29 protein-coding genes are annotated in these 24,447 nt (G+C 42.5%); 2 read left to right on the top strand and 27 right to left on the bottom strand.

Annotation, left to right across the window (positions count from 1 at the left end):
- Positions 1-55: 55 nt before the first annotated feature.
- A complete protein-coding gene (locus tag H9K75_RS20855) occupies positions 56-685 on the top strand; it encodes a hypothetical protein (RefSeq protein ID WP_187723970.1) in 630 nt (209 codons plus the stop codon).
- Here the strand turns inward: H9K75_RS20855 and H9K75_RS20860 are convergent.
- The 12 genes from H9K75_RS20860 to H9K75_RS20915 form a co-directional block, all read right to left on the bottom strand.
- Positions 666-1,286: an ankyrin repeat domain-containing protein gene (locus H9K75_RS20860; protein WP_187723971.1), complete on the bottom strand. Its 621-nt coding sequence runs from the start codon at positions 1,284-1,286 to the stop codon at positions 666-668. The two genes, H9K75_RS20855 and H9K75_RS20860, sit on opposite strands and share 20 nt — an antisense overlap.
- Positions 1,283-2,104, bottom strand: coding sequence for an ankyrin repeat domain-containing protein (locus H9K75_RS20865; RefSeq protein ID WP_187723972.1), 822 nt, complete (start codon positions 2,102-2,104; stop codon positions 1,283-1,285). The genes H9K75_RS20860 and H9K75_RS20865 overlap by 4 nt, the downstream gene beginning before the upstream one ends.
- A 78-nt stretch (positions 2,105-2,182) precedes the next feature.
- Complete coding sequence (locus H9K75_RS20870) at positions 2,183-2,923, bottom strand: hypothetical protein (protein WP_187723973.1); 741 nt, start codon at positions 2,921-2,923, stop codon at positions 2,183-2,185.
- Positions 2,924-2,974: 51 nt separating this feature from the next.
- Positions 2,975-5,839, bottom strand: coding sequence for a TraM recognition domain-containing protein (locus tag H9K75_RS20875; RefSeq protein ID WP_187723974.1), 2,865 nt, complete (start codon positions 5,837-5,839; stop codon positions 2,975-2,977).
- Entirely contained in the window at positions 5,836-6,348 is a 513-nt protein-coding gene (locus tag H9K75_RS20880) for a hypothetical protein (RefSeq protein WP_187723975.1), read from the bottom strand. The genes H9K75_RS20875 and H9K75_RS20880 overlap by 4 nt, the downstream gene beginning before the upstream one ends.
- Before the next feature lie 9 nt (positions 6,349-6,357).
- A complete protein-coding gene (locus tag H9K75_RS20885) occupies positions 6,358-6,618 on the bottom strand; it encodes a hypothetical protein (protein ID WP_187723976.1) in 261 nt (86 codons plus the stop codon).
- A 122-nt stretch (positions 6,619-6,740) separates the two neighbouring features.
- Entirely contained in the window at positions 6,741-7,157 is a 417-nt protein-coding gene (locus tag H9K75_RS20890; protein WP_187723977.1) for a hypothetical protein, read from the bottom strand.
- A gap of 283 nt (positions 7,158-7,440) precedes the next feature.
- Entirely contained in the window at positions 7,441-10,800 is a 3,360-nt protein-coding gene (locus H9K75_RS20895; protein ID WP_187723978.1) for an AAA family ATPase, read from the bottom strand.
- Positions 10,797-11,189: a hypothetical protein gene (locus tag H9K75_RS20900; protein ID WP_187723979.1), complete on the bottom strand. Its 393-nt coding sequence runs from the start codon at positions 11,187-11,189 to the stop codon at positions 10,797-10,799. Before H9K75_RS20900 ends, H9K75_RS20895 begins: the two co-directional genes overlap by 4 nt.
- 50 nt (positions 11,190-11,239) lie before the next feature.
- A complete protein-coding gene (locus H9K75_RS20905; RefSeq protein ID WP_187723980.1) occupies positions 11,240-11,488 on the bottom strand; it encodes a hypothetical protein in 249 nt (82 codons plus the stop codon).
- 3 nt (positions 11,489-11,491) lie between these two features.
- Positions 11,492-12,337: a hypothetical protein gene (locus H9K75_RS20910; RefSeq protein ID WP_187723981.1), complete on the bottom strand. Its 846-nt coding sequence runs from the start codon at positions 12,335-12,337 to the stop codon at positions 11,492-11,494.
- A 25-nt stretch (positions 12,338-12,362) separates the two neighbouring features.
- On the bottom strand, positions 12,363-13,136 hold the full coding sequence (locus H9K75_RS20915) for a hypothetical protein (RefSeq protein ID WP_187723982.1): 774 nt from the start codon (positions 13,134-13,136) through the stop codon (positions 12,363-12,365).
- 386 nt (positions 13,137-13,522) lie between these two features.
- Between H9K75_RS20915 and H9K75_RS20920 the strand changes: the two genes are divergently transcribed.
- Positions 13,523-14,281: a hypothetical protein gene (locus tag H9K75_RS20920; RefSeq protein ID WP_187723983.1), complete on the top strand. Its 759-nt coding sequence runs from the start codon at positions 13,523-13,525 to the stop codon at positions 14,279-14,281.
- Between the two features lie 43 nt (positions 14,282-14,324).
- Here H9K75_RS20920 and H9K75_RS20925 read toward each other — a convergent pair whose 3' ends face one another.
- The 15 genes from H9K75_RS20925 to H9K75_RS20995 all read right to left on the bottom strand — a co-directional run bounded on the left by H9K75_RS20925 (position 14,325) and on the right by H9K75_RS20995 (position 24,425).
- Entirely contained in the window at positions 14,325-15,083 is a 759-nt protein-coding gene (locus H9K75_RS20925; protein ID WP_187723984.1) for a hypothetical protein, read from the bottom strand.
- Between the two features lie 218 nt (positions 15,084-15,301).
- A complete protein-coding gene (locus H9K75_RS20930) occupies positions 15,302-15,760 on the bottom strand; it encodes an N-6 DNA methylase (RefSeq protein ID WP_187723985.1) in 459 nt (152 codons plus the stop codon).
- A 145-nt stretch (positions 15,761-15,905) separates the two neighbouring features.
- Positions 15,906-16,655: a DNA methyltransferase family protein gene (locus H9K75_RS20935; protein ID WP_187723986.1), complete on the bottom strand. Its 750-nt coding sequence runs from the start codon at positions 16,653-16,655 to the stop codon at positions 15,906-15,908.
- Between the two features lie 8 nt (positions 16,656-16,663).
- The gene (locus tag H9K75_RS20940) at positions 16,664-17,695 is read right to left on the bottom strand and encodes a hypothetical protein (protein WP_187723987.1); all 1,032 of its coding nucleotides are present in this window, start codon (positions 17,693-17,695) and stop codon (positions 16,664-16,666) included.
- Between the two features lie 17 nt (positions 17,696-17,712).
- Positions 17,713-18,903: a hypothetical protein gene (locus tag H9K75_RS20945; protein WP_187723988.1), complete on the bottom strand. Its 1,191-nt coding sequence runs from the start codon at positions 18,901-18,903 to the stop codon at positions 17,713-17,715.
- A gap of 17 nt (positions 18,904-18,920) precedes the next feature.
- Positions 18,921-19,259, bottom strand: a complete 339-nt coding sequence (locus H9K75_RS20950; RefSeq protein WP_187723989.1) for a hypothetical protein — start codon at positions 19,257-19,259, stop codon at positions 18,921-18,923.
- A 151-nt stretch (positions 19,260-19,410) separates the two neighbouring features.
- Positions 19,411-19,908, bottom strand: coding sequence for an HNH endonuclease (locus tag H9K75_RS20955; protein ID WP_187723990.1), 498 nt, complete (start codon positions 19,906-19,908; stop codon positions 19,411-19,413).
- Positions 19,909-20,213: 305 nt separating this feature from the next.
- Positions 20,214-20,411 carry a hypothetical protein gene (locus H9K75_RS20960; protein WP_187723991.1) on the bottom strand — a complete coding sequence of 66 codons (198 nt, stop codon included), beginning with the start codon at positions 20,409-20,411 and terminating at the stop codon, positions 20,214-20,216.
- A gap of 10 nt (positions 20,412-20,421) precedes the next feature.
- Positions 20,422-20,652, bottom strand: coding sequence for a hypothetical protein (locus H9K75_RS20965; protein WP_187723992.1), 231 nt, complete (start codon positions 20,650-20,652; stop codon positions 20,422-20,424).
- 184 nt (positions 20,653-20,836) lie between these two features.
- The gene (locus H9K75_RS20970; protein WP_187723993.1) at positions 20,837-21,097 is read right to left on the bottom strand and encodes a hypothetical protein; all 261 of its coding nucleotides are present in this window, start codon (positions 21,095-21,097) and stop codon (positions 20,837-20,839) included.
- 522 nt (positions 21,098-21,619) lie between these two features.
- A complete protein-coding gene (locus H9K75_RS20975; RefSeq protein WP_187723994.1) occupies positions 21,620-21,961 on the bottom strand; it encodes a hypothetical protein in 342 nt (113 codons plus the stop codon).
- A 466-nt stretch (positions 21,962-22,427) separates the two neighbouring features.
- Entirely contained in the window at positions 22,428-22,814 is a 387-nt protein-coding gene (locus H9K75_RS20980; protein WP_187723995.1) for a hypothetical protein, read from the bottom strand.
- Between the two features lie 3 nt (positions 22,815-22,817).
- Positions 22,818-22,958, bottom strand: coding sequence for a hypothetical protein (locus H9K75_RS20985; protein WP_187723996.1), 141 nt, complete (start codon positions 22,956-22,958; stop codon positions 22,818-22,820).
- Between the two features lie 192 nt (positions 22,959-23,150).
- Positions 23,151-24,098, bottom strand: a complete 948-nt coding sequence (locus H9K75_RS20990) for an amino acid ABC transporter substrate-binding protein (RefSeq protein WP_187723997.1) — start codon at positions 24,096-24,098, stop codon at positions 23,151-23,153.
- 9 nt (positions 24,099-24,107) lie between these two features.
- A complete protein-coding gene (locus tag H9K75_RS20995; protein ID WP_187723998.1) occupies positions 24,108-24,425 on the bottom strand; it encodes a hypothetical protein in 318 nt (105 codons plus the stop codon).
- Between the last annotated feature and the right edge of the window lie 22 nt (positions 24,426-24,447).

A 24,447-nucleotide genomic window follows, 5' to 3' on the forward strand; every position in this document is an offset into this window, starting at 1 on the left:
TATATTGAAAAAATCAATATATCTGTTATGCTATTTTTGAAGGAGATTGAAAATAATGAATAAACAATTAGAGGAAATATTAAATACACTCACAACTGAAGAGCGTTCAAAGACTTTTGAATACTTGGAAAAGTCGGAAATACTTAACAATCCTATACTTGAGCAATACTTTGTCTTTCAGTATCAGAGTGCTCAAAGAATGAATGGATTGAGAGAGGACTTGGAAGGTATCGAACAAGTAGGGGATAAGTGGCGTCAAGAGTTCGTAGAGAACCTTCAACAAGAGGCCAATGTTTTTATGGATTCAATGGCTGAGTTCGTCGCTGAGCAAACCTATAAGCTCAAACAAGAGAGCGACAACATGGCAAAGACAATCGTTAATTTGCCACCTCATGTAATTCAGTCCGTGCGTGACCTCATTGAGCATGAGAAGGCTCAATTTGAAAAGGACATGACGGCTAGGCAACTGAACTGGGGTTTCCGTCTTGCTGAGCTCACTGAGACTGAGCGCAATAAAATTTTGAAGGAATTGCGAACTACCATGAAGACGGAACTCAAGCCTGCTGTAGAGAATGTCTTTGGTAGCACCTTGGACAAGTTCAAGCTCAAGGTGGTGTGTCGTGATATCGGTGTCGTGCTGATCGCCTTCGGACTATTTCAGGGAATCAAAGCAATCCTCTTTTGAGGGTTCTGGTAGGTGCTGGTGCTGGCTCTGGTGTTGCTATGTCGTCTCTCATGGCAAGGACCTTCAGGGCATAGCTCGCGTTGTTGTCCTTGAGGCGTTGCTGGTTGTTTGGGGACACGTCCAGGCTGAGCTCAATGAGGAAGTATTCGACTACCTCTTTGGCGTCGTTAAACGCTGCTCCAAGCAATGCTTGACCGTCCTGAGCTTCAGGGTCTGCGCCTCGCTCTATCAACACTTTGACGGTTTCAAGGTGGTTGTTTTCAGCGGCATTCAGAAGAGCGTTATCCTCTTCGGTGTGGATATCGGCGTCATGGTCCAGTAGGTAGGAAACAACCTGAGTGTGTCCATTGAGTGCGGCCACTCCAAGGGCATTGCCACCGAAGGAATCAATCTCTGCTCCACGGTTTAGAAGGTTCTCAACGGCGTTCAAATGACCGTGTTGAGAGGCTTGGGAAAGTGCCCAGTTCTTCACTGATTGAAGGTCTTGGATTCCCATGGGACTACTCACCATTCCAGCACCAAAAAGGTGGTTTAGCTGTTCGGTATCACCGTCCTGAGCCGCTTTAAAAATCTGCTCTCTCGTTTTCTGCGAAGGGTTCATGACATGTCCCTCCCTTTACCTTTAGCTGGTGCCATTCCTGAGGTAATTTGCTTGCCCACTTCCTGAAATTTCAGGGCATTGACTAAACGGGATCTGAGCGTGTCCAAATCGAAGGTGGTGCTGTTGCTATCCACTCTGAAAGACTCAAGAAGTTGCTTGTCTACCATGCTGGTATTACCAGTGGTGTTGCCTTGCTGCTGCTCATGACGAATAGCCAAGCGTGCGAGAGTGAGGTAGTTGTAGCCATGGCTCTCACGGCTCATATGAGCAAGTGCCTTGAGTCCAAATTTCTCAGCACATGTCGAGGCTAGGTTGAAGTCCTCGGGGTTCACCTTGAGTGCGAATGTGGCTTGCTCAAAACTCATACGGGACTGCTCGCGCTTGTCCAAGGTACTGAGAGCTACAAAGTGCTGGTTCTGCTCGAGCTTTGACCTGGTGGAAGGTGTTACCTCCATGTCTCTCTCAATGAGAAGGTAGTCCACAATTTCAGGTTGACCGTAATTAGCTGCGCTCAAAAGTACCTTCTGGTCATGAGCGTTGATATCGGCGCCACGGTCTAAAAGGAACTTGACGACTTCAAGGTGTCCGTCCTCTGCAGCTTGGGTGAGTGCCGTATTGCCAAAGGCATGAAGGTTGAGGTTTGCGCCACTATCAGCAAGGTATCTCACAAGGGGCAAGTGTCCATTGGCTGCTGCTACACGAATGGCGTAACCCTCGTCTGAATTGAGCTTGGCTTTTTCAACCTCAATCATTCTTTGGACTTCTTGTAGATTGCCGTCATAGCAATACTGGTAAAGTTCTTCTTGTTTTATGTTCATATGATTCTCCTACATAATATTAGATTAGCGTAGGAAAATGAATAGTCAAAAAAAAGCACCTTGAAAGGTGCTAGTGTTTTACATACCAAATTTTTGCCTCATGGCTCCTATGTTCTTGACGATTGCTTTGGTTTGCTCGGGTTGAACAACAGGCTCAGATTTCACTTGCTCTTGTTGAGTTTTGTATTTCTCAACAATAGGGTTCACCTTCAATTCATTGTTGATTTTAGGCACATAGGCAGGTTTCTCAACGGGTACTTGCTGATTTGTTGAGATACCAAATTTATCAGCATAGTATTCTTTGTATGCTTGGTGAGCCTGAAGATATTTCTTCTGAGCGTCTGGTTCATTCAAGTAGCTAGATTCCTGCGCGGCAAAGTATGCCTTCTCAAACTTATGTTGAGGCTCAAGCAAGTGAGCCATTTCTTTCGCCTCTTGGCGTTCCTGTTTGTGAGTCAACTCCATGTTGCGATAAGCAAGGTCGCGTGTGTCTTGAATCTTATGTTGAGCTGTTACGTCGCGTGAGTCCATTTTTTCATACTTTGAACGAATGTCTCTCACATTGAGCATACTATTGAACACCTGAAGTGTTTCGGCGTTTTGAGTAGTGTTGAAAAAGTCGCGTCCTTTGCGAGCCTCAGGTTTCACTCTCAAGCCGTTCATTCTCATTTCGTCGTCCATAGCTTTGGTAGTAAGCATTGGGTGAAGTTGAGTCTTTGGTTGAGCTTCGTGAGTTTCAATCCTATCCCTCATTCTGGATAAATAACCAGTAAAGGATTGAGCTTCTTTTTTCATTTCATTAGTAATGTCGTTGTTCATATATGTCTCCTTGTTATATATATTATTAAATTAGCAGAAAAGGCCAAAATGTCAATTTTTGGTGAGTGGATCTAAGCCTTCTTTTTTCTCTTTTTTCTTCCAGCTTTCGTGATACTTTGTTCTGGAAGTAGTGAGGTTCTTTGCCTTGGCTCCCAAAGCGTCAAGCAAATGAAGTCCAGTCTGTACAGCGCCACCACCGACCACCTCACCGATTACGTCTTTGAGAATGGTGTCTTGCATGTTCTCGTCCTCAGTAGGCAACTGGTAGTAGGTGCTACGCTCTTCCTTTTGGGTAGCCATTTCCAAAGCGTCTAGCTCTTCAGGGCTGAGCTCAAATTCGTCTGCAGCGTCGGCAACAGGTTTGTCTTCCATGTAAAGCCCTTTGGGGTTCGCTTTGGGTTTGTCCATTGATACACCACCACCACTACCACCTGAGCTAGAGACTGAGCTTGTGCCGTAGCCTTCCACTGCTTTCTTGATATCCTGAGTTGTGATTCTGGAAGGTTTGTAGGTCTTTCCAGATATCCAGTCTGCAGGCTCAGCTTGATACAACACTGGATAGTTCTCTACTGGAAGAGTGAGCATGAAAACGTCCTTCTCATTTCCAGGAAGATACAAGAATGTGGTTTCGCCGTGGGGTTTACCATTGACTTTGGTAAACCTCGTTCCAAGGAAACTATTGATTTCGTCGGGTGTAATAACGAGTTCATTGTCATGTACCTGAGGACTAAAACTTGACGAAGTTCCACTTTCCTGCTTTGTTTGGCTAGCATGAACTTTGCTGATATGTTTTTTACCGACAAGGTTAGACACCATTTCAGCAGAATCACCAGAATTCATACCCATGATATAAATGTTCATGGTGTTCGCAAGTACGAATTTTAAGAATTCTTCTTGATAGATAGCCTTCAATTGTGAGAAGTCTTGGCAACATAAATGTACAGTCACACCTTTAGAGGCAAACATTTCAAGTGCTGGTTCAATGAACTCCTTGACATTGCCTAAGTTCTGGAACTCGTCAAGAACCATGTGAAGGTTTCTTACGGTTTGACCATTCTTCTTGTCGTCCTTGAAATACTTGTCATTGATAGTACTCTTCATGTAGTACAACAATCCTTTGATAATTCCGTCAAGTTGATTATTGAAACGTCCTGAAGGTTTCATAATAACAATTTTGGTTTGGGGATTCTCGTCGTACAACCATTCTCTCATTGAGAACTTAGGACGGGTTTCATAGGCGTCCCAAATTTTGGCCCACTTCACAATAACTTCAATGTTCGCAATGTAGCTCTTGATATTTGACCTATCAAAAATCCTAATATCAAGCTTTGGATTGTCGCGCGTAACCATGCTCACTTGATCAGCCCATTTAATAAGTAAACGTTCTTTCAGGTCTACCCATTGCCAATCTGGATTAGATTTTGTTAAATCTTTAAAATGGTAATCAAGAATTGCTAGAGTTGCTTTTTCTCCATTTTTACTATCAAAGATTCTTTGCTTCAATCTTTCTTCAATTCTTATATTTTCCTCAAGTTCAGCAATTTCCTTATCTTTATCTTCAGAGGTTCCTTTTTTCGTATCAGCGAGAGATGTCTTTAATGAGGAAATTAACTCGGACTTCTTAAATATATCCTCCTTATTTTCCTCAGTTAATTCAATTGATAGGAATTTGTCTAAAAACCATTCTTGCCAGAATTGAAGTTTGAGCATTGCAGCGGTCATTTGGTGGATTTCTTTCTTGTAGTCGTACCCTTCCCAAATACGGGCAACGTCATTCATAAAGCCTAGTGAGGCGGCTAATGTTCCCATTATTGAACTCAATGGTTGCTCACCCATAGCTAGAATTTGATTTGACTCTGGATAATATTTTTTGAGAAGTGCGGCTATCTCTTCAGGCGGTAAATCTTTGAAGTATGCGAAGTGTGAGTAGCCCCAAAGTCCTTTTGCCTCTGCGCAAAGAAATGCTCCTATCCCAGTTGCTACACTTCTTGCCGCATTGCCCCAAAACGAATCTTTATCTGATACTGGAATCATTCCTGCTACAAATTGAGCCACGTCCTGAGTGAGTTCTAAATCAAGACTTATAGCGTGTGGTGTCATGTATTTTTCGTCTGTTGTGATTTGAAGTGCATGTCTCTTCTTGAACAAGCTCGCGTACTCACCTTTAGGCGTATCCACAATGAATAGCTTGTATGGCGTATCGTTCAAAGGCTTGAACTTGCGTCTAATGTTGTGGTAGTACATTTGCATGACTACCTTTTTGGTAGTGACACCTTTACCTCTGCGTGAGCCACCTATGTAAAAACAATGTCCACGGCGTTGAGGGTCGGGCATGTAGATTACGTCTTTGGGGTCTGCGAATGATTTTGCGTCAAGCACATTGAACCCCAAGCCCTTGTTACTCGCAATAATGTATGAGGCTCCTGCTGAGCTCGCCTGAGCGTCAAATGAGCGTTTCAGTTCAGCAAACCCTTCCTTCCCTTTCCAAAGCTTTCTACCTCGTACCTGGCGCGATTGCTCCACTGGTTTGAATGCTTTCCTACCGAAGAGCCAAGCTCCTGCTCCACCGGCAATGAGGGCAAGAATCCAGCGAATGACTATCAAGTACACCTCACCACGGCTCTCCCACCAAATAAGTGCTCTCGCGTAGGTTCTGAATCCCTCAAATTGAAAGGCTGGTGACACCATTCCAAAGGCAAGCTTGAAGAAGGCAAGGACGTGGAACCATGCTGGTTGATTGTTCGTCGGCATGGGGAAGAACGGATAGTTGATACATAGCACGGTGAGCGCTATGGTGAAAGCAAGTAAGAACATGAATATGGTGCTTAATAGCGCGGAAACCATATAAACATGTGGTCGTGTGCGATCATTAACTAATTGACTTGAGAACCAAACATAGATAGGTTTGTCGTTCATTTGAAAAGCACCTCTTTCCAGTTTGCTTTGAAGTAAACCCAAGGCTCTGGTGCTTTGTAGTTTTTCTTTTCTTCGTCGGCTTCAGCGCATAACATTTCAACGGCTTCTTCGTTCTCAATAATTTCTCTTGCCTTCTCGTAGACTCCACCTTTATTTCCTAATGATTTGTCTGCTTTTACAGCTTCGTAGAGTTCTGCGTTGTCAACCTCACTGAGAATAAATTTGATTTTTTTGTTATCCATTTCGCTTGTGGGTTTAAGGCAACTGAACTGATATGACTCGTCAAGTTCTTTTTGAACTCTGATTGATTCGCCTGCAATTGTTCCATTAACATTGTTCATTACACGGATTCCCCAGTAAGACGCTGGAACTCCCAAGATACACAACATAATAAAACTACCCATTACTATGCCTTCAATCTTTTGTCTAAAGTAGATTGCTTTTAGTTCTTCATTGAGCTTGCTGTTTACTTCCTCAAGAGCGTCAATTTTTTTATTCAAATTACTCATGGCGACTCCTTAAAATAAACTAACGATTGCTTTGATAACTTCGTATCCACCGAAAAGGATTGTTGTCGCTGCTGCGGTCACGGCAATGGGGGTAAGAGCATGGGTGTACTTGCTACGCAAGATTGAGAAGTTCACCTTTGTTCTAGTTGCCAATGCTTGTACTGGTTTAGCTTTGTAGCCGTCCATGATTGCAGGGGCAATGTAGCTATCTTGTCCGTCTGGACTATTTATGAAATCCTCATGATCTGTTAATTCATTTCTCAAAGTCATATCGTTCTCCTTTTATGTTCTTCTAATTTAGTTTTAGCAGATATATTGAAATAATCAATACCTCTTTGCCAAAAAAAAGCGACTTTTAAAGCCGCTTGTCTAATAGTTCTACCTTCCGTCGATCAGGTGATATCGTCATTCACTTCACTACCACTTTGACCTAATAATTCTTGAATGAATGGGTCTTCCAAGATATCTTTATTTGGTTGCTCTTGAGGCTGCTCTTCCTGAGGTTCAGGCTGAGTAGGGGAATCTTCAAGTGGAATGTTGTGGCTACAAATTAAGGTTGTGCCTATTTCTTTCGGTGTGTGAATGTCTTTATGGAACTTTTCACAATAGCCGTAAGCGCCTCTATTGTTAGCCGTCCAGCCTGCATGCGCACAATTGATACAAGTGAGATCTTCAGGTGGTGGTTTAGCACCTTCAGGAAGGTTTTCTAAAACGAAGTTGCCATTCTTGTTCTTGTTCATTCTTATGATTGCCACTTGAGGTAATTTCTCATTTGGTATCACCAGTGGTCTTTTTGTTTCTTTAGTCATTTGTTTTCCTTGTTGTTCTTTTAGTTGTAGCAGATATATTGAAATAATCAATACCTCTTTGGAAATTTGACAAACAGAATTGCTCTGCTATATTGATAATTGAAAAGTCTTTATCGCTCTTCAATTTCCTTTCTATAGTTCAAATATATCCCTTCCTCCGAGGGATATTTTTGTTTATGGAATAGGCAAAAAAAGTCCACCTTTTTTAAGGGTGGTCTTTTTCTACATTACAAGGAAACTCATACAACACTATATTAATAGCACAATTTTAGTGATTGTCAAATTACATGACTCTTCCTTTGTTGAGCTTTAGCTTTTTCTCTGGTTTCTTTGGCTGCTTAGGTTCAGGTGTAGGCTCAGGTTTGAAGATTTCCTTCACTTTATCCTTGACCACATGGATACCTGCGGCTATTGCTCGTTGCGCTTGTAGTCGCTTGAGTACATGCATTGGGATAGGTATCTCTTTGCTCTGTTGAGGTGCCTGCTCTGGTTTACGCTCAGCGATAGGTACGGCTTGAGGCTTGGATAAAGGTTTGTTGTCGTTGTCCATGCCCATAGCTTTCTTCAAGCGATTGGATAGGTAGCTCTTGACTTCGTGGTACTTCGAATACTCTTCCTCTTTACCCAAGTTGTAGTCAAAGGTGGTTTTCTTGAAAGCAGTCTGAGACATTGCCATGAAGATTTGCTTGAATGAGTCCAAGACGTTTTCTTGAGTAGGAACTTGCTCACCGTTAGAGCCCATTTTGTAGGTGTGCTTGTTCAAGAACTCGCGTGTCTCTTTGAATGATTTCAATGTTTCAGGCGCAAGCTCAATGTTCTCTTTTTTGGCAATCAACTGGGCTGTTTTAACCATACCTTTTGTCGGTGGTTTGCCGTCAAGCTTGTTCACCGTGGACTCAACCATGTCATTGGACAAGTACATTTTTAGTGTTTCTCTATGGCGAGAACATGCAACGTAGGCTTGGTGAAGATTGTTGAGGGTAGGACTCACCCAGTAGTAAACGGAATCCTTGGTGGACCCTTGGGACTTGTGGACGGTAGAGGCGTAGCCGTGCTTGATATTCAAGGGCTTGCCAAGGTTCAAGAAATGCTCTTCGCCGTTGTCCAGCTTGACCCTGATTGTGTTGAGCTTGCCGTTTGTAAGGCGTGTGAAACCTATCACCGTGCCACGCTCTGAATTGCTGATTTTTTCGCGCTCAGTACCTGCGTTGTCGCTCTTCTGTTTCTTGGTGAAAATGATTCGATCACCTTCCATGAAGTCGCGCCTGATACCGTCCTTACCTTCAATCTTCACCTCAGGACCCTCAAGCTTTCCTTGGCTCTTCAACTCGGCACGAATCGCATTGTTGATTGTGTCTACGTCCAAGTTTGTAGCCGCCACAATGAATTTTTCAGTGTAGGCTTTTGGGTCGGTCACATAGTCTTTGACAATTTGTTTTAAGCGTCCTTCGTTTGTTTTCTTGATAACAACATTGCCTTTTGAATGAAGGTAGTCAATTGCTTTGTTTGCTCTTCCACAAGCGAAGTCTTCCACCATTTCACGGTCTTTGGTATCAATTTGCCTGTTGATATCGGTCACTGCTTTGGTGACAAATCTTTCATTCATTGCCTTGAATAGGCCACCATATCCTACGCTCTGTAGCTGTTCCTTTTCACCGACTAAAATTAGTTTAGCTCCAGCCTCATTTGACGCCTTCACTAATTTGTAGAAGGTTTCTGTATCAGCCATGCCAGCTTCGTCAACAATACAAACGGTGTTAGGTTTGAACTTGTAGGAACCAGCTTTGAAGGCAATGAAAAGCTCTGCAGTGTTACAACATTTCTCAGCATTCATTCCTGTTGATTTGGCAAGTTCTTTGGTTGCCTGATCGCTTGTTGAAGTGCCTATGACTTCAAAGCCTGCTTTCTCGTATTGCTGTACAACGACTTTGAGCAATGTTGACTTACCTGCTCCTGCTCTACCAGCAATATTAATGATTGAACCCTTGTCCGTAAGTGCTGCTATCGCTGCTTCCTTTTGACCTTTGGCGAACTGGAAAGGCTTACCCTTGAATGGTTTCTGAGCCTTCTCAAAGTCCATGATTGCTTTAAAAATTTTGGTTTTATCAAGCTGGAACTTGGTTTCACGTATGCGAGCTTTTGAGGACTCAACAACATACTCTTCCATTTTGAGAATGGTCTTGCTGGTGAACCTTACGTCGCGTCCATAACGGATTTGCTTTTGCTTGTACTCGCGTGGGTCGGTGATTCTTCCCTCAATGAAGTCCTTGTAGTACTCAGCCTTTTCAGGCTCCAGAATCAAGACACCTTCCTCATTGAAAATTTTCTCGGCGTACTCGCGTGCCTTCTCACCAGTAGTGAGTCCAAGTAGCTGTTTGGTGACGTGTGCCTTCCACTGGTTTTCAGTAAAGGCAATGTCCTTGTGCTTGCGCATGAAGTTGCTCATGAGCTCAGCACCAGTAGGTAGCGCTGGTTCCACCTCTTTGACCTGGTTGAAGTCCTGGTGAGCCTTCATGTACTCAGCACTGAAGCCATGGCGCTGATACCACTTTGCCCACTCTGCTTTGAGCTCTGAAGGGGATAGCTCTGATTTGTCCTCGCGTGATTCCTTGCGGGCAATCTCCATGGCCAGGAATCCACCATGTCCTTGTGAGCGTGCGAACTCTTCCATTTCCTTGGTGCGCTTGCCAAGCTCAGTACGAAGTGACTGAGGAAGGAATTTGTCGTCAACGTCCCATGAGGTAATGTTGCGCTCGCTATCGGCTAGGTACTCGTTATCGCGGTCCTCGTCCAGGTAGATTGGCTTGAAGGTAAGGCCAAAGTTTTGCTCAAGGGCTGGTTTCAAATGCTCTTGGAAGATAGCCGTATAGACTTCCTTGTTTTGGCATATCAAGTCATTCATGACTGAGTAAAGTTCGCCGTCTTCCTCACCCATTGCTGTATTCAAAATATCGAAGTGGAAATGACGGAATGGCTCAGGACCTGAGGTGTCTGTTCCGCGATTCTCTATGTGCTGGAAACAAGCAATCAGCAACCCACTGGTGTAGTCTATTTCTGCGCCGTCCTTACCTTTACGAATGCCTCCGTCAATCTCCATTTGCGGAATGATATTTTTGATAAAAATATCCTTGGCAATGTCGGCAAATTTCTTCTCAACGCTTGGATCTGCTATAGCTAAAGCAGTGAGAGCATTGGAAGTGTTTTGACCCAATCCAAACACGAATTCAGTCCCTATACGCTTGTCCTTGGGTTGAAGGTCTGGACGGTACTCACCAGCCACAATAGGGGTAGGATTTTTGTTGAGCTTGACCATAGGACCGCGCTCGGTTTCAACTACTTTGTTTGAAAGTAGTGAGCCTTCAAGAAGGTACTTTGCTGGGCAATAGCCATTGCTCAAATCGCGCCAAAGCTCCAAGGTGAGTACTTCCTTGTCGATACCTAATTCCTTCGCTAGAGTGCCTGTGAGCAATGGTGCGAATGGGTGGTTCTCAATGATTTTTTTATACTTGGGGTCACTGAAATTTGGGTTGATATCCTCAGGAAAGTGCTGCTTGATTTCGGCAAGCAATCCAGTCATGTTGTATTCAATTTGCTTCTCATGGTATCCGCCACTTGTCATGTTCATGAAGTCGATTACTCTCATATCTTCACCTTTTTAGTTGTTGTTGTTTGTGTAGGTAGTGACTTCTCCAGATCGGCTTTTACAGTGATTGAAGAGATTTCAAAGTCGTGCTTGTGAAGGAAGTCAACAAGTGCGTGGAACTCAGTCACTGGGTCATGTAGGTCCTTGTACTCAACGACACAAAGAGTCTCGTAGTCATGCTCCAGCCTGAAGAAGTAGCGTGGTGGGATTCCTTTAGGTGTGTCGTTGTCTTGCCATTCGCGCTTGATATAGCAGACGGCCAAAAAGTACGCTGAAAGGTAGTCGTTCACTTCCTGCAGGTAGTCAAGGAATACGTCCTCGCGCTTGCCTCTGAGTAAGTGAAGGTCATGGCCTATGGCTATCTGTTGCCTTCTCAAGTCTTCGCTCATGTTCTTGAGAATGGATAGCTTGGTTTGGGTGGATTTAGGGCTAGGCAAGCTCATTGAACACCTCCCTGAACCACAAAGTACAACTGGGCTATCTGCTCCTTGAGCTCGCGTATTTCAGCGGTGAGACTTGCTACCTCTTGGTGTAGCTGCTGCGTGTCCTGGTAGCGTTCCAGGGCGATACGGTAGGCTCTGGATTTGCCTTGCTTTTCGCTGAGCTTGTGTTCGCTCATGATTGCCTTGAGAACCTTGTCGTCCTCAGGGAACACCTTCAATCCGTCGATACGAATGTGTTGTCTCATGGCTCACCTCACAATCCAAGCAAGGGACCCGACAAAGTAGGCAAGTGCGCCAATCTGGAACCACATGAATTGATTCTTCAGGCTTTTAAACTTCTTGGATAAAGCTTTGCCTGTTAAAAGTATGTGGTCACGGTCTTCAATGATTGTCTCAAGTGCCTGTTCTTTTTCTTTTAGGACTGTGGAAAGTTGAGAGCTATGTTCCTCAAATTGCGCTTGAACATTAGTCCAAGTGTTCAAAATCCTATCCATATTAGCTTGGTGTCTTTCCTCTAAAATTTTTCTTTTAGTATCCCAAGCCAATGTTGCTCTTGGGATTGAACACCTTATGTAGTCGGAGTAGTCATAAGCTTTCTGAACAAGTAAAGCAGGGTCGTTTACATAGCGAGCTAACCTTTTTGTTAAAAGGTGGATAAGTCTAGTGTTGATTCTTGATCTGCTTTCTGTATCTTGGTGGAAGTCGTAATAACGAATGAAGAATTCTGCTCTGTACTTAGTACCTTCACTCAAAGATAAAGCGTAATTCAGTGCGCCGTCTAAAAGGACGAAGTGTAGTGAATGGTGAACACTATAACCATGCTCTTTTAAAAGCTGGTGGGCATGTTCATGACGGGTTACATGGTATCCAGTCCAGTATTTTTTATCAATGTTTACTACATTGACAACAGTAGTCTTTTTTTCAGTGTCAGCGTAGCCACCTTGAGGAATGTCCTCGTTTGGCATTTCTAACTTGAGGTCTTTGACTGGTAAATTGTCATTCCAGAAATTAAACCATTTGGTTACGCACTCATTGGTGCTTAGATTGTCGAATTCGTTTTTCTCAGGAATTCCTTTGAGCTTGTTGTTGTTCATTCTTGTTTCCTTGTTGTTGTTCTTGTTAAATTACTGCTGCTATCAAACTCACCAAACCAAATACACAAGTTAAAATTTTAAATATTGTATTTTTGGTTTTTAGCTTGCCTATCTCTTCGTCTTTACTTTGAATGATTTCCTTGTAATCATTGTTTGACTCACTCCATTTGCTAAAAAGGTCTTCAATCTCCAAAGTATGTTTTGTGTTGCTTTGAAGATAAAGCTTTTCATAGTTGTACTTCTTGGAGCTTGTAGCACCTGTAATCATTTCGGCATAGATATCAGCTTTAGAGCAAAGAGTGTTAATGTCATTGACATGACGACTCAATCGTTTAATTGCTATGAACATTGCTCTTATATTCACGTTGCCATTGGCTCTATCGTTTTCATGAAGGTCATAGAACCTTATGAAATATTCGCCTTTATTTCCCATTAGATTTCTGAAATGATAAATGATTGCGTTCTGAACTAAGCAAAATTGAAGTGTGTGAACATGGAAATAGTGTTGTTGAGCTAAAATGTGGTGAACATGCTCATGAACAACGATATCAAAGTAGTGCCAAGTTTTGTCATTGACCAGGCTATTATTGAATGTTGTAGTGTTTTCTCTTATATCTGCTTGCGCTGCAGTTTCGTTACCTAAGTCGGAAAATTTGTGAGTCAAGCCTTCAATTGGATATCTATCATTCCAGAAGTGAAACCAGTAACTTACGAATTCCCTATCACTCATATTCTGTTTTATAGATAGTCCTGATTTTGTTGGTATCAAGAACTTTTGTTTTTTCTTTTGTTCTAGCATATTTATTCCTTTTCTTGTTCTTATAGGAATATTAATAGCACAAAAAAAGGAAATTTCAAGGTTAAACCTTACATTTTTTTTAAAAGTGGCTGTAAGCCTTTCTGGTATTCGGTTTCAAGGGTTTTTTACTAAGAATACATTTTAATGCGTTGGGTGCTTTGATCGTTAGACGCTAAACGAAGTGACAGAATATTGCGTAGCATAGAGGGGTATTAATATGACTTGGAATGACATTGCTATTTATTAAACGGTTCTTAATGTGACTTGGCATGACATTAAACGGTTATTAAACTGTTATTAATAGGTTCTTAATACATTCTTAAAGTTTTGGGCCTTGTTTTTTTGTTTTTGTCTGCTATTCTTTAAATAAAGGATAGGAGACTGAAATGAATGATAATTACAATGATATTGAGGCTTTTGTTTCGTCAATGGAACAAAAGGTGAAAGATATGTCTGAATCAAATGTGAACGTAGTGAGGAAGAACTATGCTCACTTTGAGAAGCTTTATGAGCTTCACAAATCAAATCCAAACCTTGCGCAAGCTGTCGGTCAAACTGCTGGTGAGCAAGTAGCGTTACTTTTACTGTCTAAGGGTGTGTGCAATTCGGAAGGTGGCGCTCTCTCTATCAATCAGGTTCATAACCTAATGAGCCGTGTACGCAAGGAACGCACTGTAAAATTGAGAGCAAATGAGGACGGCAAACTTGACCTAACAGGCGTTACTCTTACTGTTCCGAAGGTTGCCAAACCCTCTAAAACGCCTGTTGTAGCCCCTGAACCCGTTGCCGTGGTGCCTACCCCTGCGCCTGAGGTTAAAAGGGCACAATTGACGCCTAAACCAAACCCTGAATTGAAGTATGGGTTTATTCCCGTCATTGTTCCTGGTGTAGAACCTATTGAGATTACAGACTGGAAGTTACATGGTCAAAGAGTCAAGGACGAAGTGAAGATTAAAGATAGTGTTCCTCTGGTGTGGACTGGTGAAGATCAGTTCATGCATGAGGCTATCTATACGGCTGCTCAGAATTACCGTCTTAGACTTCCAAGCGAGATTTACAAACTTGAGGCTAAATTAGAAAACGTTTGGATGGGTGAGGCTATCAACGCCGTCTTCGAGAAAACTATTTATATCAAAAGACAATGATTATTTGGGCATAAAAAAACCAGCATTGCGCTGGTTTTTCTGTTTAGAAGACTTTGCTCCAAATTGCCTCTGTTCTGTTTTTCAATTGTGAGGCTAAGATTCTGGATTTGAAGTCGCCTTTTTTATCTTCAATGATTGTATTTAAAGGATACTGTTTCAACAATGTTTGAAAGTCCGAGGTCGGTACATTGTTGAAGGTAACTACTGTACCTTTGCCTGAGACAATACTATCTTTGACAAAATTGTTTTCATCAAATGCGGTTACGATTGCCTCTTTACCGTTTGCTTTCATGATTGACTCATTCAAGACAAAGATTACTCTGAAGTCATTGGTAGTTTCTTTGAACAACTGGTTCAGTCTAGATAAGCCGACAATACTTTTATCCAAGGTAGCAACTGGAACTATGAACACTGGTGTGTTCTGCGCCATATCCATACCCATGAGATAAGTATCTAAATCCCCCAAGACTTCGGTAAAGATATCAATGAATGCTGCTGGAGTATCAATGATAGTTACTTTGGCTTGCTCGTCTGCTGAGTTTATGAACGGCGCATTGTCCAAGCGAACGTCAAAACTTTTGGCATTGTAGAGTTTCACTAAGTCCTTGTGATTGATATCCCCTGAAAGAATATTCAAGTCGTAATTTGGTCTACACTGCTTGAAGAACTCAATCAAGGTACAAAGAATCAATGATTTACCTACGCCACCTTCATTTGATATTGGAATCAAAGTAAACTTGTCGTGGGGCATTGATAGTGTAGCTGTAGGCTCTGCACTAGGTTTAATGTTTGTTGCATTCATAGTTATTTCCTTTTCTTGTTATGCAACATTCATTTAAGCAGATATATTGAAAAAATCAATACCTCTTTCCAGTTTTTACGCAGGAACTTGAAAGAAATCTTTGTTTTTATTCTTTAGTTTCCTGTATTCAAGTTTGTCTTGATTGCTCAGTTCATTGTTCTTCATGTAGCTAGGGCAATCATAAATAGCGTATAGCGCCACTTCTTCATTCAGCCTGGTCAAGACATTCCCCCGATTACTTTTATGTGCGATAAGGGGATCTGGTGAACTATGGACGATAGAACCACCTGAGCGCTTGCTAGTTTGACCATGTGAGGGTCAATGTCCTGTAGCTCCAAGTAGAGGTTCTGTATCGCCTCCTTGCCTTGCGAGTGGTAGAGAGCATGGAGTTGCCCCAGTATGAGAGAGCCACCACCTACGCAACAGTCATGGATTGAGTTCGGCGTTCTCTCTTGGGCTACCTGTAAAGCACCCAGCAATTGCGATACGTCCCATGGCGTGAAGAATTGCCCAAGGTCCTCACCCAAATACTGGTCATACTGCGAGCTCATGACGTCGAAGAATGGCTCATTCTCGGCAATCAGGCTGAGCCATGTCTTGAACATTTCTACAAGCTGTTCCTGGTCGGACACACTCAGGTCAGTAGGGGACTTGGCGTAGTGAGGATTGAGGCTCATGTACCCCTTGGGAAAGCTCGCTCCCATAGCTTGGGGTTCGTGAGGTTGTTAAAGGCAATCTGAAAGAGGGCTTCCAGTGCCTGCTTTGGCCGGCGAATGGTTTTTGAGGACTTGACCAGTTCCTCAATCTGCTTAGAGAGTGTCTTCATAGTTGCCCCTCCAGTTCGCTAACCTTCGTCCCATAGGTTTCCATGTAGGCATACAAGCCCTTGAGATCGCTGGTGAAGACATAGGAAAGTGTCTTGGGGTCATTCGTCACGTAGTAGCGATAGTCAATGATTCCGTGCCCACGGTGTACGAAGAGGCTACCCAGTGGAACCGTGAAACGGATACAGGGAATGACGATTTGGCAAGCAGTGAGCAACACCATTTTGGGGTCGATATCTACTGCTTGAAGGTGTACCAGATTGAGCCTGGCTGGTGTGTCCTCGTAGATTGTGCGTAGTGGCGCGAGTAGTAATGAACCTGCTCCGCAACCCCCACAATCTGAGATAAATATCGGCTTGTCCTCGACCGACACTTCAATGAATTTGGCCGCGCCTGTTGCCACTTTGGACGGCGTGAGGAATTGCCCCAGTTGTATGGCAAGCTTTTGGTTCGGGAAACCAATGAGCTCAAACACGTCCGTGAAGGGTGGGTTGCTATCCACCATTTCAATGTAGTCCTTGGCAATCTCAACCAAGAGTGCGAAGTCTTGGGGTGCGTCCCTGTACTCACTGAGTCCATTGAGTACCCAGTCTGCGGAGAATACGTCCCAGTCATTGAGCTTGATGTACATGCTCGCCTGCTTGAGCGATAGCTGAGCAATGTCATGGATAACTTTGACCGGGGTAAGGCCCAGTTTGGAACTCTGGACAAGCCTCTCAATCTTTTTCTGAATAGTGTCATTTTTCATATGTCTCCTTAAATTTTGAATCGGTTTGTTATTACTTCCTTTGTGGAAAGATTATCTTCAAGCGATAAAGCAAGCTTCCTCGCATTGAGCTTTGGAATGAACTCATGTGCTCTCTCACCGTTGAAAGGGAAGTCGTAGCGCTCAGCAATCCTGTTAGCAATCCCCCAAGGATCTGAGTAGAAATCTTCGGATTCCTTGACTAGGTATTCCATGTACTTCAAAAAGTACTCTTCATTGTTCATGTCATTGATATAAAACTTAGGATAGAGGTCTGGACGGATTTCAATCGCCTTCTTTTGAAATTCTTTATCACAAAGCATATAGAGTGGTGGATTGGCTAGGCTCGCGCTACTCAGTACCCAGTCAATGTATTCAGGTTGTTCCATTACATAGGTCGCATACTTGAAACGAAGGGTATTCTTTTTACCCTCAACCAGTTTCTTAGCCTCTTCAATTGAAGGAAAGCTAGTTTGCTCAGAATCATTGAGTACCTTAGAAACAGGGAAACCACAAATCTCAAAAGTATTGATTGCCTCAGGACTTGTCAAAAGTTCATGTGGAACTGAAACCATGTACTCTTCAAGTTCGTTTGGTAGAACCTTCCAGTATTGCCAATAGCGAATCCAAAAGGAAGTATTCATACGCTGCTCTTTCGTACATAACTGAATGTTGTTAGGGTTAAATTTCAAATAAGCTTCCATGAGTTCAAAATCTTGAACGTCGAGGTGGTTGTCGCCAAATGGAATTACTTCAAGGAAGTTGTCACCTGTTGATTCAGCGAAGTCCATAAGAAACTGCTTACTAGCAATAATCTCGCGTGGAACATGCTCTATTACTTCTTCGTCGGCATAAATCATTGCCGCAACCAAAGGAATGTTATGAAGGTTCTCAGCCACAAACTCAGTCGTTACCTCCAGGCGATTGCCGTTTTCATTTGCTGCTAATATGCAATCAACGTCCGTCCAGAATTCTTTATAGATAGGGTCGTTGATATCTGCTGTATCGTTTTCAATGTGATACAAAAATTCTTGCTTGTTCATAGTGTTGTCTCCTAAAATTAGATTGCGAAAAGTTCGTGGTACTGCTTTGGAATGCTCTTCTTCACTTCTTTGTGAAAACGAGTAATCTCAGCAATGGAATCAGTCATAGACTTTGAGTAGTACTTACGAAAGAACTCAATGTATGAATTGAAGGACTTCACCGCTGCAACATATGAACTCTCTTCAAGCGATTGCTTGATTTCAAGTTTGATACACTGCTCGACCTCATGAATGTTGTCTTCATGTGATTTGCTCCAGTCGTATTCTTGGAGCCATTCAATGACGGTAGCCCTTGGGTTGTAGGTAAAGCCATACTTGTCGGCAAGGCGTACACCCATTTTGTTAAAGACCTTGCTGTAGTTTTTAATCAGGTTACGGCGTGTCTTTGGCACTTTCGTAGACTCTTCGTACTCAGCAACACGGTAGAGGAACTGAACAAACACCTCTTCCTCTTGATTGAGGATTTCAGGCACTTGAACATTGCGCTTGTGTGCCTTTGGTGACTTGCGAACTGCTGGGCTATCAGGCGTATCTTCAAAGGGATTGAAGTCGTCTGGATCTTCAAAAGGGTTGAAGTCCTCTTCTTGATAGTCAGCCATAGACACACCATTCGTGTCAAAAGTGGTCTGTACCTGGTCGGCAAAGTTTTCTTCAGCAAGGACCGTGAACATATCAAGCTGAGATTCGTCCACGACTTGACCACGCTGGATAGCGTCAATGAAGTTGTAGAGCTCTTCCACATGGGTAGGCAAGCTATCCTTGAAGGCGCGGTAGCAATAAGCGTCATGCTCCTTGGTCTGAGCCTCGCTTGTTGAGTGGTACTTGTTGTAGTACTCCAGATAGTGAAAGTACTCAGTAGCTGCGACAAAGTAGTTGCCCTCAGCTACAAGGGATTTCACTTCCTCAAAGCAATCGAACCACATGTCGGCAAGGTGAGCACTGGTTTGGGAATGCTCGCTGTATGTATCCAGCCAGCTAATCAAAGTAGCCTCAGGGTTGTAGGCAAAGCCATACTTTTGAGCAATCAGGTTTGCGTAGTCGTCCTCGTTGTATGAGTTCACGCAAAGCTCAGAATCACTCTTGTAATCCATTTTGTTGTAATCGCCGTGTACTTCGTCTTCATGATTGAACCCAAGTTCCTGGTCACGGATTGCCCAAAGTTTGGCTACAAAGTCTTTTTCAGTTTTGTTGAATGTTGCATTGTTCATAGTTAGTCTCCTTAAAATTAAATAGATTCGATTTCGGTAATGTTTACTTCAATTTCGTGGGCGCCTTCTTCAGATTCAACAAGAAGAATGTTGTCACTATCGATTACGACAACATAAATTCCATAACAGGACATGGTGTAAGTGCTGAAGGCTGTAGTCATGAGGGCTGAAAAGTCTTCTTTAACTTCGCTACTAAGAATTTCTTGAATTGCTGGTGTATTCAACACCTTCACAATGCCCATACAAAATTCGTCTTTACGATTGAGTACGTCATTTGTGTCTTCAAAGCGAGCCGATACCTCATTCATAGATTTGGAAAACTTTTTAGCGATTTTTTTGGTTTTAAATGATTTCATGTTGTCGTTCCTTTCATTTGTTTGTTGCGACAATTGAAGTGTCTCAAATAAAAAGGAATTCACCTATACGACATAATTTAGGAATGTCTGAACTTGTCCGAATATGTCGGAACTTGTCGGAATATGTCGTAGTGGGTTTTAATGTTGTTTGTTAATAGAAAACAACAGTTGAGCAATTACTTTTCTCGTTTTCAGTGAATTCAGTTCCCAAAAACGAATACTCGTAGTTATTCAAATAGGTGAGGTCTAGGGTCCAGGTGTAGGCGCTACGCTCCTTGACGGTGGCCATGGACTCACTGATATAGACGTCAAGCTGCGCTTCGCTCCAGCGGTTCACTCTCATGAGGTGCTTGCGTACCTGGCGCTCGTATCCCTGCTTGACGGCTAAACCGTAGTGCTTGGCTTTGTGGCACATAGGGCATAGAGAGAGCATTCCAGTGAGGGTCTGGGTGTGCCTCTTGTCGTCGTAGTGCCACTTCTCATGACACTCAACGGGCCACTCAAAGCCTTGGTCCTTGCCAGATTGCCTACAGATTTGGCAATGGTGTTTGAGTCCAGCTTGCTTGTGGACCACCTTGCAGACCTTCTTCCATTCTTCACTTGATATGCGAGAGCGCACATTGGCGCCATGCATAGTGAAAGGAACCATTTCTATGGAAAGCCTCGGTTCCTTTGTTTTGCTTGAACTACCTCCAAATAGCCAAGACCATATCTGTTTTATTATTGTTATCATGTCTTCCCCTATTTCTATTCAGAATAGGGAAAGATTTCATAATGTCCAGACGTTAAAACTAAAAATTTTAAATGTCTTCGGTATCAGATAAAGTAGTGAGTCACTACAGACACTACATGACAAAATCCGCAAGTAGCTAAAATAACTACAGGGGTGAATGCGATATAAAATTTGTTGTCCATGATATTCTCCTTGTTGTTGTTGTTGTTGTTTTATGTTGATTACCATATAAGTGTGAAGTCTGGTCCTTCTAATTTCAAGAATACGTCTATAGCATTGATATGTTTTGCTAAAGGTACTAAACCCTTGATATCCTGAATGTAGTTGTCTGCGTCGGCAAAGGTGGGAAATTCAAAGATTGCTCCCATAAATTTGTCTGGTACTTCTACATAAAATTTGCTTAAATCTATTTCTCTCATTGTCTTCTCCTTAGTTGTAAATGTTCATATTTTTGATTGCTTTGGTGAAACGGATTGATCTCTTTGGATTGCTCAAATAAAGTATCTCAGCGCATGTGATTACGTCGGTTATGCTGGTTTCCATTCCTGATAACTCTTCGTATATCATTCTGTTGCTTTGTAAAACGGCATACTTCAATTGATCTTTCCAGTCACTTAAAGCTTTTAATTCAGTGTTGATTTCTCTTGTTCTTGTGTTCATGATTGGCTCCTTTTTTATTCTTCTTATACTTATATTTAAGCAGATTAAAAGCTAAAGTCAAATTATTGAGGGTAAATATTTTAGGTTTCAGATAAGCGGTAAAACTTTAAGATATAAGGTTGATAAGGCTTTCAGGACGAAAAAAAAGCCACTGGGGTAGTGGCTCTTCTATCTATCTTTTGAATCATTTGAGTTTGTTGTAGCAGTCTTCGAGGAACTCTTTAAAGGTTCTTTTCTCATTCTTCAAGTTGAACTTCTTGGCTGTTTCGTTGTACTCCATGAGAGCGAACCTGAACACTGTTTCAGTCATGTCCTTGAACTCTACCTCACGTAACTCATTGAGGAAGCAACCCATGTTTGTGACTACGCCAGTACTATTCTGAGGCTTGTAGTTGAATGCTGGATAGTGCTTCATTTGTCTGTATATTTCGTTGAATGTTCTCATGATTGCCTCCTTTAGATTTCAGTGTTTAGAGTGTTGTAGCAGGACTCCATGAACTTTCTGAATGAGATTCTGTTAGTTCTGAAGTTCAAAATGAATTGTTTGGCTGAGTGTCTGTAAGACATTAAAAGAAAGTTGTACTTTTCAACACTCATGTCTTTGTATTCCTTCTCGCCTAATTCCTTGAAGAAGATATTCATGTTGTTGCTTGCCTCTTCCATAGTGGAAGGTGCTACTTTGTAGTTGTTATAAAGTTTAAGTTCGGTGTAAATAGTATTGAATTTTCTCATTTTGTTTTCCTTTGTTGTTAATACTATTTAAGCAGAAATTCATTAAATGTCAAATATTTGAGGGTAAATAATCAAATATATTTTTACTTTCAGATAAACGGTCGATCTAAAAGAATAGTGGCAATGATTGACGAAGTGAGAATGCTCGTAGAGTAAACCCCCTTTCAAAAGGAGGCTGTTTGGCTGTTGTGGGCGTTAAAAAAGCACCCGTAGGTGCTTTAATGTGCGTGAGCTATCAGTTCAGTTTCATATACAAGACTATGAATGACTCAACGACTTCACGCTTGTATGCCTCTATATGAAGATTGGAAACTTTAACAAGTTCTTCATATTTCTGGATTTTGACTAGCTCGTTTTGTAGATTGGATATCGCAATTTCTTTCCTCAGAAATTGAGATCTATCAGCAGCAACATACTTGTTCACTTTCATAGCAAACTGAGCGCTTGGTGTCTGATAGACATTGTTTGTATCTACGCCTGCTCGCTCTGCTATGTCCTTCGCTTTGAAGGGTTTGCCTTCTTTGAAGAGCTCAATCACTGCGGCGTCTATCTGTACTTTGTAGCCCTTGTTTTTCATACAAACACCTCGTCATGCATGGCGTCTATGGCTTTTCTCAGACTAGAACGAAACTCAGCGTAGGGCATTCTTGAATGAATGTACGCTTTACTGCGTTTGTTAGACTTTATGAGATACGTCTTTGTGACTTGCTCGCTATCCTTTTCCAGATAGATAGCAAAGCTGAACTCGTCTACGAAGTCTAGTCGTACCTGGTAGCCACCTTCAACTATTCGTTTGTACACGCCTATGGGTGCGCGTGGCTTGTATTTCTTGGAACCTTTTATTATTGTCATTTCTTCTCCTGTTGTTGTAATAATTCATTTATCTGTTTCATGAGCGCTATTGCCTTGATATCGTCCTTCCAGCCGATTAGTGGATATTTCCAAAATTCATTGCTTGCTTGCTTCAACCCTTCAAGAATCGTCTTGTTAACTGGAACAACGAATTTGTAATCAGGTGGTGCCGTAGGCTTGAGCTTCGCTCTCTAATAGATAGCTTCACCTACTTCACTTGTTCCTGTTATATCTACTTTGTCCGACATAACTAACTTGAAGAATGCTTCTCTAAACAATCGCTCGTCTACTCCGCTCACAAGCTCATAGAATCTATCTTGAACTTGCCTTGCTGTTGCCTCATTGACAAGTACGAATTTCAGAATGAAGTCTTGATAGTCTTCTGTAATATCCTTCAATGTATGTCTTTCGAATGAATGTTTTTTAAGGTAGCAGCGAGCAAAACTATTTTTATAGACTGTTTTGGTATCGAGTCCACATTCTTCAGCGATAGCATTGAAGCTCACTAAAGAGTTGCCAAGATTGAGTTTAGCGATAGCCTCCATGATTACCAAGTTTGTTCTGAGTGTGCTTGCCATGGCTTACTTCCACAACAATAAACCAGCGATTACGCCAAGACTCACCCATGAGATCACTTGCCATGCCAATGCTGTTTTCTTTGTGATTTCTAGTTGAGCTTTGGTTGTCTCTAATTCTTCTGCTATTTTGCTTAAATCGATCATTTTTTTTCCTTGTTGTTAATACTATTTAAGCAGAAATAAACCAAAAGTCAAATTATTGAGGGTATATATTTGAGGTTTCAGATAAAAGGTCGATCTACCCGAAGAATGGATAGCTCGTAGAGATACCCCCTTTTTAAAGGAGGCTGTTCGGCTGTTCTGAACCCATAAAAAAAGCACCCGAAGGTGCTTAGATTAGTTGCCAACAATTCGCGTCGGCATTCTCACGTACTCTCTAAGAAGTGGTGACATGGGTATCTTCAATGACTTGTTGAATGGTGGGATAGCTTCCAAGAACCAGCTTGTGTAATAGTTATCGAACTCGCCACTGAGCATGAGCTTTGTGATTGTCTTTGACACTGCTGTAGTCATGAACTCGTCGTCTTTTCTGGTCATTACAGCGTATGGTTCAAGTGAGAAGTTCTCGGGCAAGAATTCATACTTGGAAGGGTCTTTGCTGCGCTCAATGAGTCCTTTTAAAAGGATATCGTCATTTGCGAAGATATCGCCTTTGCCTGCAGTCAACAGGTCAAATGAATCTTGGTGGTCCTTACCCTTCATTAGCTTGAACACCTTCTGAGTGGACTTCACTCTGAAGTTAGGGTTGAACTTGCCCAAGCCGTCTGCTGTAGTTGTCTTGTCGGTGAAGATAACGGTTGAGTCTGGTCCGATATCGTCCAGGGTACGCACTGCTGTATTGCTCTTTAACTTCACTGCTTTCACTGAGGCAATGTAGTAGGGGACTGAAAAATTGACTTCTTTACGGCGTGAGGCTGAGTTAGTTGTAGATCCACACTCAAGGTCAATCTTGCCCTCTTTGAGCATGTCTATGCGGGTTGAACTGGTGACCTCAACGAACTTGAAATTCGCCTTGGGGTAGCTCTTCTTCATATCCTCAATGGCGCGAGTACAAAGGTCCACAGCTAAGCCGATGTAGGTGTTGCCGTCCTTGTATGAGACTGGTGAGCTCGAGGCTCGTACACCCATAAGAATGGGCTCTCCTGAGATTGCCTTGTCCTTCGTGGTAGAGGCCTTTGGTCCTGGTGCTGGTGCTGGTGCTGGTTCAGCAGCTTGACCTGGTAGGGATAGGGTAGCCGTCGCCAAAATTGCGGCTGCAGCGATTGTTGTAATTGTTCTGTTCATGGTGTCTCCTTATTTCTTCTTGGTGAATACGCAGTGTCCTTTGTTGTTGCTGAAGGTGGACCCTTCTACCTTGGCTCTCGCTACTGCTTTGCTGATTGCCTCGTCTTTGGAAAGATTTCGTGTGTACTCGTCTACTGAGTCGCTTTCAATCACTCCCTTTTTTGTGGTCATGAAGGTGATAGAGGTACAAGCCTTCAAGTCGTCGGCTTTGACTTCCTTCGCCTCTACATGAGGTTGTAATGTCATTGTGAGAATGACTGAGGCTATAGCCATGGATATCCATGTTGATTTCTTTGTGCCTCTCAATAAAAGTTCTTCTTGATTCATAGTGGTTCTCCTTGTTGTTATG

Source organism: Diaphorobacter aerolatus, assembly GCF_014489535.1.
In the GTDB taxonomy this organism is placed as follows: Bacteria; Pseudomonadota; Gammaproteobacteria; order Burkholderiales; family Burkholderiaceae_C; genus Diaphorobacter_A; species Diaphorobacter_A aerolatus.